This is a genomic window from Acuticoccus sediminis (genome assembly GCF_003258595.1).
Taxonomy (GTDB): domain Bacteria; phylum Pseudomonadota; class Alphaproteobacteria; order Rhizobiales; family Amorphaceae; genus Acuticoccus; species Acuticoccus sediminis.
The window spans coordinates 25309-38099 of the sequence record NZ_QHHQ01000014.1; the positions used below are offsets into that span (position 1 = coordinate 25309).

The following is a 12791-nucleotide window of genomic DNA, read 5'->3' on the forward strand; positions in this document are numbered from 1 at the left end:
GATCCGTTGAGTTTGAGTGCAGTCCGAATAATCCTGTGGGTGCTGGCGTGCGTCGGATTGATCGCGTTTGCCTTGCTGTCTGTGTGGGCCACCCGTCGCGGAGAACCCAGAGAGGCACAGCCCGACCCACCCTTTTACGCGGATTTCTCGCTCACCGATCAGCGGGGCAATTTGCGTACTGACGAGGATTTCGCTGGTCGCTGGATGCTGGTGTTCTTTGGCTTCGCAAATTGTCCTGACATTTGCCCCACGACCCTTGTTGAGGTCTCGCTCATCCTAAAGGAACTCGGAGGCGACGCTGATAAAGTGCAACCTCTTTTCATATCGGTTGACCCTGAGAGAGATACTATAGATGCGCTTGCTAATTATCTGCCTAATTTCGATGAAAAAATACTAGGCCTGACGGGAACCGTTGAACAAATTGATAAAACGGCAAAATCATTCAGAATTTACTATGAGAAGCTAGAAGAGCCGTCAACGCCGGCAGGCTACACGATGGCGCACTCGTCGCAGCTGTTCCTCTTCGATCGCAGCGGGGGTTTCGTCACCTCGTACTCCTACGGCACGCCGGCGGAAGAGGTCGCCCTCGATTTGGAAAAACGGATGAGACAATGACACCGCGTCTACTCAAGGAGGGGGCGCTAGCCGCTGCATGGCTCATGGCTTTGTTCGCGTCCCTCGCGGTCCTCTTTGTCGGCGAGGTGATGGGACAACAGCCCTGCGTCCTGTGCTGGTTTCAGCGCGCCTTCATGTTTCCGCTCGCCATTGTTCTTGGGCTCGGTCTATGGACTCGGGATCGGACGGTCGGTCGCTACGGTGTCCTTCTCGCGCTCATGGGTGGTGCGATCGCACTTTGGCATGTCGGACTGTATTTCGGCTTCCTTCCGGAAAAGATCCAGCCTTGTGAAGCCACCGGACCTTCGTGCACCGATGCCGATCAGCTCGTTCTCGGCCTGCCCATTCCGGCCCTGTCCCTTCTGGCGTTCGCTTTGATTGGCGCTTTGTCCGCGATCTCCTTGAGGGAAGCTTCCGCATGATTCGGAAACTATTGATCCTTTCTGTCCTCGTTCTCGCAGGTGCCACTTTCACCGGCGCCACCTGGTACAACATGCGTCCCGAGCCTGTTTCCAAACTGACCAGCGTGCCGCCGAAGTTGGCTGAAGGGCTTATCCGGTCCCACTCTCCGAGTCTCGGTCCACAAGATGCCCCTGTCACTATCGTCGAGTTCTTTGATCCAGCTTGTGAAGCTTGTCGCGCGTTCTATCCAATCGTGAAGGACATCATGACGAAAGAGGGGGGCAGCGTTCGGCTGGTTCTCCGCTATACGCCGTTCCACCGCGGGGCCTCGGAGGAGGCAATCCGCGTTCTCGAAGCTGCGCGGATGCAAAATGCCTTTGAGCCTGTCCTTGAAGCGATCCTCCGAGAGCAGCCGAGATGGGCAACCCATGGGGCAGAAGCCACAGACGAACTCCTTCAGATCGCAGCAGCCGCCGGTCTGAATGTCGAACAGGCCCGCTCTCAGATGCTGTTCCCAGGCACAACCGGGATCATCAACCAAGATCGTGCTGATGTTGAGGCGATGGGGGTCAAGGGAACTCCAACCTTCTTCGTGAACGGAATCCGTCTCGATCCTTTCGGAGAGGACGAGCTTCGAGCGTTGGTGGCAAAGGAAATTAAAGCATCAGGCGGCTCGTAGTGATGTTCAAACTATCCAAAGTAGAAATACTCCGAGGCATGCGGACAGCTGGATTCGCCGCAATCGCGCTGTTGCTCGCCCTGTCCAGCACGGCATTCGCAGCATCGGACGATGTGTTCGTCGAAGACGCCTGGTCGCGCGCCTCGATTGGAACCAACCGGCCAGGCGTCGCCTATATGACGATCCGCAATGCCGGCGAGACGCCCGTCACCCTGATCGGGCTGACCTCGTCAATTGCGATGAGAGCAGAGGTGCACCGCACCGCAACGAACGAGCAGGGCGTCAGCTCCATGGAGCCGGCCGGTGACCTAACTATTGCACCTGGCACGATTTTGACACTTGCTCCGGGCGGCCTCCACGCGATGCTTATGAACTTGCAGGCGCCTATAAACAAAGGCGATCGCTTTAAACTAACGCTGAAATTTGCCGAGGGCGGCGAGGTAACGGTCGAAGTCGTGGCTCGTGGCATAGCAGCGCGAGGTCCTCGCGATTGATGCGGCGCCGGCACATCCTGAGGTATGGCTCTGCGACTGTCGCCTTGACGGCCCTGACGCTGTTCGCTGGATGGTGGCAGGTGGACGGACCGCCCACTCCTTCATCTCCTGGACCATTTCCGCTCCCTCTTGCCGAAATGACCTTCAAACTTGTTGATCACGAGGGCCAGAGCGTAGGTCCCCAATCGCTCGTCGGGCGGCCGACAATGGTGTTTTTTGGCTTCACCTATTGTCCAGACGTCTGCCCAACGACGTTGTCGGATATCACATCGTGGCTTGATGCGCTGGGTGAGGTGGCGGCGCAGTTAAACGTGATCTTTATCACCGTCGATCCGGCGCGCGATACCGTCGAAGTGCTGTCTCAGTATATAAAATATTTTCACGCGCAGATCCGAGGTTGGACGGGATCTGCGGCGGAAATTTCTCGTGCCGCAAGGGACTTTCGCGTTTCATACGAAAAGGTTTCCAGGGATGGCGACGCCTATACCATGAACCATACAGCGAGTGTTTTCTTGTTTGATGCCGGTGGACGCTACATCAGCAATATAGATTATCATGAGTCGAGGGAGTTTGCCGTGCCAAAAATATTACGCGCGATAGATACCCAAAGCGATGCGAGTTGATGCGCCCCGGACGCGCGAAGTACGCATGCCTCTCCATATTAAAGCAAAAAAGTACAAAGTAACGTCTCTGCAGAGCGGATTTTTAGTCGCCATTATTGTGTTATTCATTGATCAGGGCAGCAAGTTATTGGTGACCGCCCAAGCCGAAATTCTCCGAGGCGGCATGCCCATCTTTCCAGGATTGAATTTCGTTTTCATACAAAATGCGGGGGTAAGTTTTGGGTTATTTGGATTTGCCCCACATCTCGTCTTGATAATTTTTGGAATATTAATTTGTTGCATTCTTGTCATAATTATATACAAAAATAATGACTTGCACCATAACATATCTTGCGGAATGATTATTGGTGGTGCGCTAGGAAATATTATTGATCGAATTCGCCACGGCCGGGTCACGGATTTTATTGATGTATACGTAGGACAATTCCATTGGCCTTCGTTTAATATGGCCGACGTCTCCATCGTGACAGGAGCCATAATTCTCTCTTTTGGAGAAATTTTCTTTAAACGCAAAGAGGCCACGCGATAATTTAGTCCGCCGCATTGCATTTGGTGTGCTCGATTTAGTCTTGCCAATATCAGTCCCTGAACAGGGGGATCGGAACGCCGAAGGTGTCGGCGAGCAGAACGAAATTTAGCCCCAGCACCATGGTTGCACCGGCATAAGCGAGCATGCGGGTCATCGGCCCCGCCGCATATGGCCCCATGAGATCGCGACGTGATGTGAAGACGATCAGCGCAACCATGGGCACCGGCAAGGCAATCGACAGCACCACCTGTGACAGCACCAGCGCTTCGGTCGCGTTGTAGCCCAGCGCGACCACGCCAAAGGCGGGTACCATGGTCACGAGTCGGCGCAGCCAGATCGGCACTCGTACATGCAGGAACCCCTGCATGATAAGCTGCCCCGCCATTGTCCCGACCACCGAGCTCGATATCCCCGAGGTGACCAGCGAGACCAGAAACACCGACGCCGCCGCGGCACCCAGCAGCGGGGTCAGTGTCCGGTAGGCCGTTTCGATCTCGGCGACATCGCTGTGGCCCTGGTGAAAGGCGCTCGCCGCCATCATCACCATCGCCATGTTCACCATGCCAGCGATGGCCAGCGCGATCATCACCTCGATATTGGAATAGCGGAGCACCTTGCCGCGATCCTCTTCATTGCGGATCAGGGCGCGGGTCTGGGTCAGACCGGAATGCAAATAGATCGCGTGCGGCATCACCGTTGCGCCGATGATCCCCACCGCGATGGTTAGGGCGGCGGCGTCAGGCAGGGTCGGCGTCACCAGACCAGCCGCCGCAGCACTCCAGTCGACCGGCGCGATCGAGAGTTGGATGAGGTAACAGAGCCCGATGATGGCGACCATCGTCCCGATGATCAGCTCCATCGGCCGGAAGCCGTGCCGCTCGAAGATCAGAATGCCATAGGTGACGATGGCGGTTGCGACCATACCCCAGATCAGTGGTAGGCTGAAGATCAGCGACAGGCCGATCGCCCCCCCCAGGAACTCGGCGAGATCAGTCGCCATGGCCGCGACTTCACTGACGCACCACATGACCCAGACAACGGGCTTGGGAAACTGATCGCGCGACATCTCAGCAAGGTTCTTGCCCGTCACGATGCCGAGCCGGGCCGACAGCGCCTGAAACAGCATCGCGATGAGATTGGCGAGCAGCACCACCCACAGGAGCTGGTAGCCGTAGCCCGATCCCGCCTGAATGTTCGTCGCATAGTTGCCGGGGTCCATGTAGGCGATGGAAGCGATCACGGCCGGACCCGCAAAAAGAAGCTTGCCCGAAAGACCGCGGCGTTGGCCGGATAGGACGGCGGACATTCCCGAGCGAGTGCGTTCTGTGCTGATCAACGCGGCACTCCGAGTTTTGCGACATACCATTTATAGCCTATGCTATACTTCCTGCAATAGGCTATTTTCGCCAACCAGATTCGCATGCGTCGGGAATGAAATTAAGCCTCGGCTATCTTATGGATCTCCTACTCGGTATGGTACCGCTGCGATTGAATCTCTGCCGGACCTCGATCTGGAAGTGCAGCTATGGACGAAGCGAACACTGAGGCACTGGAAGCACCTCCTTCGGAGGAGGCCAGCCGTTTTGCCCGTGCGCGTGCGGCCCAGGCCAAAGCCGTCCTAGAGGATTACGTTGAGATGATCGGGGATCTCATTGCGACTCATGGAGAGGCGAGGGTCGCCGATATCGCGGAACGCATGGGAGTGGCGCAACCGACAGCCACCAAGGCGGTGACCCGACTCAAGCGAGAAGGATTTGCCACCTCGAAGCCCTATCGAGGCGTATTCCTCACACCGAAAGGGTCAGAGTTGGCTGACTATGTGCGCACTCGACATCGCACCGTGGTGGCCCTACTCATCGCCGTAGGCGTGCCGAGGGACATTGCCGAAGCCGATGCCGAAGGGATCGAGCACCACGTTTCCAGTCGGACCCTGGCGGCATTCGAAGCATTCGTTGCACGATAAGCTGCCGACGAAACTCATCCCAGTGGCTAAGTCTCCCAGAGGCATTTTAGTGACTCGCCAAGCATGAACTGCCGAGACGCCGCGTGCCGGCGGTTTCTCACGGTGGGCTCTTGAAGCTCAAGTCGCTGTAGGAATTACCTTGTGGGCTCAACCAGTCAGCCAGCTAGGACCTACAGATGTCCGATTGCACCCATCGCCATGATCATGGTCACGTCCATGATCACCCGCATCGTGATCAGAAAGAGGTCGGCTGTTGTGGCGACGGAACCACGTGCAGCGTCCCGATAGCATCCTCATCGTCGACAGGCGCGGGTCGAAGCTTTCGCGTCAGCGGACTAGATTGCGCCGAGGAAGTCGCCATCCTGAACAAGGCGGTTGGCCCCGAGGTCGGCGGCACCGACCATCTGGCCTTCGACGTGCTGAACGGCCGGATGATCATCTTGGAAGGAGCACGGTCGGTTCCGGACGATCGTATCGTTGAGATCGTTGCCGAGACCGGGATGAGCGCCGAGCTTTGGGACGACGACAGCGCTGCCGCGGACCAAGTGGCTCATCTCGGTCGTCAACGGCAGTTCACGTTGCTGAGTGGCGTATTCTGGAGCGCTGGCTTGCTCTGGCACATATTGGAGACTGGCCTCTCGGGGGCGCTCAGTCTCTTTGCCGGACATGGGGAAGAGCCGATGCCGGTCCCCGAGGCCGGACTATTCGCGCTCGCAATCCTGTTCGGTGTCTGGCTCGTCGCCCCGAAAGCCTGGTCGTCGGCGCGGCGGCTTTCTCCCGACATGAACCTCCTCATGGTCGTCGCGATCGCCGGCGCTATCGGGCTCGGCGAATTCTTCGAGGCGGCGACGGTCGCCTTCTTTTTCTGCCTGTCCCTCTACCTGGAGAGTTGGAGCGTGGGACGGGCGCGCCGTGCAGTCGCGGCCCTCCTCGATTTAGCCCCGCCGACCGTACGGGTGATCCGGCCCGACGGCAGCGAGGCAACGGTTCCCGCAGAGGACGTGCGTATCGGAGACCAGTTCGTGGTGCGCGGCGGCGACCGCATTCCGCTCGACGGCGAGGTGACGGCGGGCGCCGGTGCGGTCGATCAGTCACCGATCACCGGCGAGAGCGCTCTCATTCCCAAGGAGCCGGGCGACGAGGTCTACGCCGGCACCATCAATGGCGAGGGAAGCCTCACGGTACGCGCGACCAAAGCGGCATCGGACACGATGCTGTCCAAGATCATCCGCATGGTCGGTGACGCCCAGGCGCGCCGCGCGCCGGTGGAGCAGTGGGTGGCGAAGTTCGCGCGCGTCTACACGCCGGCGGTTTTGGCTCTCGCGGTCCTTTTGGCGGTCCTGCCCCCGCTACTCTTCGGCGAGGCATGGGTGACCTGGTTCTACAACGCGCTGGTGCTTCTAGTGATCGCCTGTCCCTGCGCGCTAGTAATCTCGACACCCGTCTCGATCGTCGCAGCCCTTGCGTCCGCGGCGCGCGCGGGTGTGCTGGTCAAGGGTGGCGCTTATGTGGAGGCGCCGGGGCGGACGACGGCCATCGCGATGGACAAGACCGGCACCATCACCATGGGCGAACCCGAGGTGACCGCTGTCCACCCCCTACGGGAACGGAGCGAACGGGACCTCCTGTCGCGAGCGGCCGCCCTCGAGGCGCGTTCCTCGCATCCGCTTGCGCGCGCCATCCTCGCTCGCTCGGAGCGTGATGGCATCCCCGCGATTGTCGCCGAGGACACCCGCACCATCCCAGGCCGGGGCTTGGAGGGGCGCTTCGACGGACAAGCGATCTGGCTCGGATCCGATCGATTTGCGTCCGAACGAGGGTTCGCCGACGCGATCCCAGCAGGCCTCAAGTCCGAAATCGAAGAAAAAGGAAACACGCTCGTCGTGGTCGGTGACGAGATGGGCGTCATCGGTGTCCTCGAGCTACGCGATCGCATCCGGCCGGATGCGGGGGCGATCATCGCCAAGCTCCGTGCACAGGGTGTCGGCACGATCGCGATGCTCACCGGCGACAACGCCAATACCGCGCACGCGGTCGCGGCCGAGGTGGGCATCGATCCGGCCTGCGTCTGGGCCGAGCTGTTGCCCGAGGACAAGGTGATCGCCGTGGAGGAACTGGTCGCCACCCATAACGTGGTCGCTATGATCGGGGACGGTGTCAACGACGCGCCGGCAATGGCACGCGCACACTACGGTATCGCAATGGGTGTTGTCGGCTCAGATGCGGCGATCGAGGTCGCCGACATTGCGCTGATGACCGACGACGTCAGCAAAATTCCATGGCTGATCGACCATTCGCGCCACACGATGCGCATTATTCGCGAGAATATCGGTATTTCGCTTGCGACCAAGGCCGCCTTCGTCGGCTTGACGGCGTTCGGTATTGCATCGATGTGGGGTGCGATTGCCGCAGATGTGGGGGTCTCGCTGTTGGTCGTCGCCAACTCGTTGAGGCTTCTGAACCCCCGCAAGCCCGTGACGTCAATAGAGCGGTCGTCCCCCTCGATCTCGACCTCGCCCGCCGTGCCCGGGAAGTGACCGACCTGACATGCTTCAACCGGCACCCGAATGCTACATCAGCGTTACGACGCAGATCGCGGTGATCAAGACGACTGCGAACATCGAGAAGGCGGCCAAGCCAAGCGTCTGACCCATTCGGCGATTGGGTTGCTCCACCTTCATCCAGAGCTCTTCGGCCGTCTCCGGAAATTCGAGCGCGGCACTGTTTGATCCGCTGCGCAACGAGTAGCGCATTGCCCAACGCCGTTCTTCAGCGCGATTCCAACCCATGAATGCGATCATGATCGCCGCGAGCATAATGAGAGAAGATGGAACCCATATGATGTAACCACCGAGCGACTCATCAGTCATCGCAGACCAACCATAAAGGCGGCCTGTAACATCGTAGGCGGGATAAAGGACGACTTCCTTTAATGTCGTCAGCGAACCCAGCAATATGTTCGAGATGATGGCGCAGAACAACAACAGGATCCGTCCGGCCTGTGGCGGACCTTCTGGAGCGTCGCGCCGATCGAGCACCACGGCGAAGAAATTCAGTCCAGCGAGGATCATCCCAACGTGCGCCAGGATGAGGAACAGTGGCTTGTCGAGCGCGGCATTGTGCACGGCAGGCAGCTGCCAAATGTAGAGCGCCGCGACCAGCAGGCCCAAGGCCATCGGCAAAGTGGTGCAGAGCCCGGCAAGCCGCGCCACCATCGGGCGCCGCCCCACGATGATCAGCCATCGGCGCAGCCCGGACGGCAGGCCGGCGCGCAGGACCGGCCAGGGATAGGCGATTACGATAAGCAACGGACCTATCAGCCGGACCAGCAGATGCTGCACCTGGTGCAGGGTAAAGAGCCTCGCCGCGGCGGGCGCGATCGGGGCGTCGAGCGCAACGGCGAGGCTCAGGAGCCCCGCGACGAACAGGGCGTGTCGGAACGCCCTGACCGGCTCGCCGACGAGGTGCAGCTGACGCAGCCCCCGCAGGTAGGCGATCGCCGCAAGACCGATCAACAGGAGGGCGACAGGCGAAAGCGCCGCCCCCAACGGATCGGCGTGGAGCAGAGCATTCATCGCCTTCCTTCCCCTCTCCGCCGCGCTCTTCCTGCCGAGAGAGCATCCACCGCGTGACCAGCGTCATGGGCAGGTTGCCGGGACGCACCCGCGGATGGCCTGGCTGCGCGGTGCTGTTTCTGATTGGCGCGGCACTGTGGGCGGTCTCGACCTACGTGCCGTCGCGAATGCCGGCGTGGGGGCCCTACGAATTCTCGTGGCCTATCTGGCTCGCCGTCACGCTGTCCGGCCTCTGGTTTCAGCGCGGTCTGTCCCGCCTCGCTCCCGTGGACCGGCCTGGCCCCTGGCGCCGGATCGCCTTCTGGGCGGGCCTCGCGCTGATCTACGGCGTCACGCAGACCGGATTCGAATACCTTGCCCAACGGATGTTCTTCATCAACCGGCTGCAGCACGTGGCGATGCACCACGTCGGCCCGGTTTTGCTGGCATTGAGCGCGGGCGGGCCCGCCATCCTGGCCGGCGCACCGGGCTGGGTGCGTCGGGCATGCGACAGCGCTCCCGCAACTCTCTTCATGGCTTTTGTCCAGCAGCCGCTCGTGGCCGCGTTCCTCTTCGTGGGTCTGTTCTGGCTCTGGCTGATTCCGCCTGTGCATTTTGCCGCGATGATCGACCCCGGCCTGTATCAGGTCATGAACTGGTCCATGGCGGTCGATGGCGTCCTCTTTTGGGCGCTCGTGCTCGACACGCGCGTCTCGCCACCCGCGCGGGTCGGGTTCGGTGTCAGGGTCGTGCTCGCGGTCGCGGTCATGTTCCCGCAGATTGTGCTTGGCGCGCTGATCAGCTTTGCCACCAAGGATCTCTTTCCATACTACGCCTTCTGCGGGAGGTATTTCCCCGACATTGACGCTCTTACAGATCAGCAGATCGGCGGTCTGGTGATCTGGATACCGCCTGCGATGATGAGCGTCTTGGCGCTGCTTCTTGTCCTCAACAATATGCGTCGCGCAGGGGCAGATATCTAGGCGCAGTCGCATCCTCTTCGCCTTATGCATCTGCGATCAGGCGTTCGATGTCGCGGGTCGCTGCAGCGATATCCGCATCGGCCGTCTCAAATGACGGCCATATCAGCCGCGCCTCCCCCTCGGCGTCGAAGACGTAGATCGACTTGCCGTGCGACACTTCGTAGTTCGCGTCGCCGGGGACATGATCAGCAATCTTGTACGTCACGCGCAGCCGCCGCGTCAGCTTGATGAGCTGATCATCGGTACCGCGCAGTGCCGTCGCCCGCTCGGTGAAATTCTCAACGTAGCGAACAAGTTGCTCCAGCGTGTCCCGCTCCGGGTCGACTGTCACGAATAGGATCGAAAGACGTCCGGCATTTTCCCCGAGACTTTGAGTCAGCGCCGTCAGATTTGCTAGGGTCATGGGGCAGACATCCGGGCAGAACGTGTACCCAAAGAACAGTGCGACGATTTCTCCGCGAAAGTCCGTTTGCTTGACGATCTGCCCATCTGACGCACGAGTTAGCGTGAAATCCAGGTCCGGCATCGAGCCGGAGACGTCCGTTCCATACCAGTTTTGGGCGTCGCATCCGGCAAGGGAGATCGCCAGCAGAACCTTGGCGCCAAAGCCCAAAGCCGTGCGGCGACTCAACGGCCGTTCAATAGGGACCATAGATCACCAGGAAGGCGACGCCGAATGCTCCCGCAAAGAACATCAACATGACGCTGAACAGCAGAAGCGCTGCCGTACGGTTAGCGCCTCGCCGCGACGCGGCGTGCTCCTCGGCGCTGATGCCTCCGGGCTGCGGCTCCCCTTGGGGTTCAGAATGTCCCTCGGACACAGAAATCTCCAGTCGTCTCGACTGGCGCTAGCCGTCCCTCTCGCAAACCGCACCGATCAGCGCGAGGGACGGGGATTGCGCCCTCTGACCGACTTCTAATTCCTCCAGCTGCTAGAGCTTCAACCACTATCCCTTCGAGGACCGTCGACGTCTTTGGCTAGCATTCTTAACTACGCAACGACGATCGTTGCTCATCGTAGGGGCCGCGGTTCCTGCAGAAGCTCAGGAAATGCCTGTCAGCATCTTTCACCGCGATGCCCTTGTCGGCGACCCAGGACCGCCACTCAGATTCCAAGTGATGAACGTCCCAGCCGGGCGCGGCGCCACGTGCCAGAGCATAAGTGTCAGGATCGAGACGCAATGCAGCTACCAGGAAAGACTGGACGGCATGCTCCTCCATCGCACGCTTTCGATGCACGACCACATTACTGCCCCGGATCACAAAGGCGTAATCTGGCATGTGATCGTGCTGATCATCGTCAGCGATGATCTTACTGATTAAACGACGAAATTCTTTATCTGTAGAACCCGACCCACACTTCTCACGTAGAGTTCCAAGTCCAACCTTCCATTCCGATTGCATACCACAATGTTTTCGCGCCAATTCATATAACCTCCTCTCTAATGGCTTCCGAAGAAGGAAGTATTGTTTATTCAGTGTAAGAACATTGTTATTCTCAATAGCATCCCACACCCAATCCGACAGTGTGATTTCCACGTCGAGCATTCTCCCTTCACGTGTTTCACGGACAATTTCAGCTGATTCTATCAAGCCAAATACCTTAAAATACTCTCGATTTCCTTGGCGGAGGTTAGTTTCAATTTGAGTCCCCTGCAATCGGCGAAGTGCATCTTTCAGCAGTTCGTAACCGCGGCCTGAGGTTTGCCGATTGGTCGCTACAAGCAAATCATACGCTTTGAAACGCATCGACCGATGTACCTTCCGGTCCTCATTCAATGCCGCCATGCACTGGCTAATACAGTAGATCAGAACATCTCGATCGTGCACCGTCGCAAGACCATAACGGGATGGCGAAATTTCAATCCAATTGCCGCCGCGTTCATAACGACGAGACCGCATATCGGGCTTGGTCGATAGCGAAAACACGGGGTGTTCCATCGAAGACATATCGCCCTTTGGCACCGCATCTACGATATCGCAGACGAACAGGTCCCTTTGAGGATGCCGGTCCGGGAGTAGGGGAGAGCGGTCAATCGTCACTTCACACACTCGCAATCCGGAGATTCGTCATTTTACACACGCGCGCGAGCATCTTCGTCATTTCACACACCATTCGTCAACGAACTTCGTCATTCCACACACCCCAACAAAGGGATGCAACCAAAGGGGGAGCTACTCCCAACGTCACTTCACCCACCAAGGATCGTCACTTCGCACACCGTTTTTCGTCACTTCACACACCAGGTCTCACGTAGAATGCCTGAAAACCTCAGTTATGTCAGGAATTTACCGCTAAAACTCAAATCCGTAACTCTATCTCTAACTGATTCTAACTCTCCACGGTCTCGATTGTTGCTCACGGCAGAGCCGTCATAAACCGTGGGTGGCGTAGGCTACCACACGATAGCCGTTGGGGTTCAGTGCATGCCCTAGGCGGAAAGAATGCACCATCTAACGTGCGATTACGGTCATTCGTTCGGATCAAAAACCCTGTCTTTCTCAAGAGAGAAAAATAAAAGATCACCTTCGCGATGTCATCTCGCCAAGTTGGTAAGATATACTGATCACGCGATCAGCTTAATACAGTAAGGTTTATGTAAGAACGCGCCTTCGAAGTTCCATAATATAACTTATGCGTCAGTCGCTTGCAGCGCGATAGCCTCGCGTTGTCTTTTGCCGCGAGAGTTCGATGAGTGCATCGACCGCAGATCCTGCAGACGGGTATAAATCCCGACGCAAACGACAACTCACGCCTATCCGGCCCCACTCTCGCACGAGCGCCCATTCTCCGAACAATGTGCGCTGCACGGAGAGAGCGTAGAAGCGGTGCTTGTTGCTGCTCCGATCGATGCACCGTAGGTGCAAGTCAATCGGGAAAAGATCGAGCTGGACTGTCACAGGAACTCCTTACGAGTGAACGTCGACCGCGCAGCTGGATGGCAATGA

Annotated in this window: 14 protein-coding genes; 9 read left to right on the top strand and 5 right to left on the bottom strand. The window is 58.6% G+C overall.

The window, feature by feature from the left end:
- Window positions 1-57: 57 nt before the first annotated feature.
- From DLJ53_RS32790 to lspA, 6 genes are read left to right on the top strand one after another with little or no spacing between them, the layout of a single operon-like run.
- Window positions 58-615 (top strand): SCO family protein, encoded by a 558-nt coding sequence (locus DLJ53_RS32790; RefSeq protein ID WP_211100720.1) that lies wholly within the window; start codon window positions 58-60, stop codon window positions 613-615.
- Complete coding sequence (locus DLJ53_RS32795; RefSeq protein ID WP_083551952.1) at window positions 612-1037, top strand: disulfide bond formation protein B; 426 nt, start codon at window positions 612-614, stop codon at window positions 1035-1037. The genes DLJ53_RS32790 and DLJ53_RS32795 overlap by 4 nt, the downstream gene beginning before the upstream one ends.
- Window positions 1034-1696 carry a DsbA family protein gene (locus DLJ53_RS32800; RefSeq protein ID WP_111352543.1) on the top strand — a complete coding sequence of 221 codons (663 nt, stop codon included), beginning with the start codon at window positions 1034-1036 and terminating at the stop codon, window positions 1694-1696. Before DLJ53_RS32795 ends, DLJ53_RS32800 begins: the two co-directional genes overlap by 4 nt.
- A gap of 2 nt (window positions 1697-1698) precedes the next feature.
- Entirely contained in the window at window positions 1699-2190 is a 492-nt protein-coding gene (locus tag DLJ53_RS32805) for a copper chaperone PCu(A)C (RefSeq protein ID WP_208990526.1), read from the top strand.
- A gap of 44 nt (window positions 2191-2234) precedes the next feature.
- Complete coding sequence (locus tag DLJ53_RS32810; protein WP_244935218.1) at window positions 2235-2813, top strand: SCO family protein; 579 nt, start codon at window positions 2235-2237, stop codon at window positions 2811-2813.
- Between the two features lie 25 nt (window positions 2814-2838).
- Window positions 2839-3342 carry a signal peptidase II gene (lspA, locus tag DLJ53_RS32815; RefSeq protein WP_162409795.1) on the top strand — a complete coding sequence of 168 codons (504 nt, stop codon included), beginning with the start codon at window positions 2839-2841 and terminating at the stop codon, window positions 3340-3342.
- Window positions 3343-3391: 49 nt separating this feature from the next.
- Here lspA and DLJ53_RS32820 read toward each other — a convergent pair whose 3' ends face one another.
- Entirely contained in the window at window positions 3392-4708 is a 1317-nt protein-coding gene (locus tag DLJ53_RS32820) for an Nramp family divalent metal transporter (RefSeq protein ID WP_111352546.1), read from the bottom strand.
- A 159-nt stretch (window positions 4709-4867) separates the two neighbouring features.
- Between DLJ53_RS32820 and mntR the strand changes: the two genes are divergently transcribed.
- Together mntR and DLJ53_RS32830 are read left to right on the top strand one after the other, a co-directional pair.
- Entirely contained in the window at window positions 4868-5305 is a 438-nt protein-coding gene (mntR, locus tag DLJ53_RS32825; RefSeq protein WP_111352547.1) for a manganese-binding transcriptional regulator MntR, read from the top strand.
- Window positions 5306-5481: 176 nt separating this feature from the next.
- Entirely contained in the window at window positions 5482-7842 is a 2361-nt protein-coding gene (locus tag DLJ53_RS32830) for a heavy metal translocating P-type ATPase (RefSeq protein WP_111352548.1), read from the top strand.
- A 33-nt stretch (window positions 7843-7875) separates the two neighbouring features.
- Here DLJ53_RS32830 and DLJ53_RS32835 read toward each other — a convergent pair whose 3' ends face one another.
- Window positions 7876-8880 carry a cytochrome c oxidase assembly protein gene (locus DLJ53_RS32835; protein WP_083551959.1) on the bottom strand — a complete coding sequence of 335 codons (1005 nt, stop codon included), beginning with the start codon at window positions 8878-8880 and terminating at the stop codon, window positions 7876-7878.
- Window positions 8881-8933: 53 nt separating this feature from the next.
- Here DLJ53_RS32835 and DLJ53_RS32840 point away from each other — a divergent pair, with 53 nt between their 5' ends.
- Window positions 8934-9842, top strand: coding sequence for a cytochrome c oxidase assembly protein (locus tag DLJ53_RS32840; protein ID WP_111352549.1), 909 nt, complete (start codon window positions 8934-8936; stop codon window positions 9840-9842).
- A gap of 22 nt (window positions 9843-9864) precedes the next feature.
- On the opposite strand, the gene DLJ53_RS32845 is transcribed toward DLJ53_RS32840, so the two are convergent.
- The 3 genes from DLJ53_RS32845 to DLJ53_RS32855 form a co-directional block, all read right to left on the bottom strand.
- A complete protein-coding gene (locus tag DLJ53_RS32845; RefSeq protein ID WP_162409797.1) occupies window positions 9865-10473 on the bottom strand; it encodes an SCO family protein in 609 nt (202 codons plus the stop codon).
- Window positions 10474-10829: 356 nt separating this feature from the next.
- A complete protein-coding gene (locus tag DLJ53_RS32850; RefSeq protein WP_208990528.1) occupies window positions 10830-11885 on the bottom strand; it encodes a replication initiator protein A in 1056 nt (351 codons plus the stop codon).
- A 597-nt stretch (window positions 11886-12482) separates the two neighbouring features.
- Window positions 12483-12743, bottom strand: coding sequence for a WGR domain-containing protein (locus tag DLJ53_RS32855; RefSeq protein WP_111352552.1), 261 nt, complete (start codon window positions 12741-12743; stop codon window positions 12483-12485).
- Window positions 12744-12791 lie beyond the last annotated feature (48 nt).

What these genes read in the sequence shown, in the direction of transcription:
- DLJ53_RS32800 (WP_111352543.1), top strand. Translation starts at nt 1,034, where the DNA reads ATGATTCGGAAACTATTGATCCTTTCTGTCCTCGTTCTCGCAGGTGCC.
- mntR (WP_111352547.1), top strand. Translation starts at nt 4,868, where the DNA reads ATGGACGAAGCGAACACTGAGGCACTGGAAGCACCTCCTTCGGAGGAG.
- DLJ53_RS32795 (WP_083551952.1), top strand. Translation starts at nt 612, where the DNA reads ATGACACCGCGTCTACTCAAGGAGGGGGCGCTAGCCGCTGCATGGCTC.
- DLJ53_RS32835 (WP_083551959.1), bottom strand. Translation starts at nt 8,880, where the DNA reads ATGAATGCTCTGCTCCACGCCGATCCGTTGGGGGCGGCGCTTTCGCCT.
- DLJ53_RS32820 (WP_111352546.1), bottom strand. Translation starts at nt 4,708, where the DNA reads ATGGTATGTCGCAAAACTCGGAGTGCCGCGTTGATCAGCACAGAACGC.
- lspA (WP_162409795.1), top strand. Translation starts at nt 2,839, where the DNA reads ATGCCTCTCCATATTAAAGCAAAAAAGTACAAAGTAACGTCTCTGCAG.
- DLJ53_RS32830 (WP_111352548.1), top strand. Translation starts at nt 5,482, where the DNA reads ATGTCCGATTGCACCCATCGCCATGATCATGGTCACGTCCATGATCAC.
- DLJ53_RS32805 (WP_208990526.1), top strand. Translation starts at nt 1,699, where the DNA reads ATGTTCAAACTATCCAAAGTAGAAATACTCCGAGGCATGCGGACAGCT.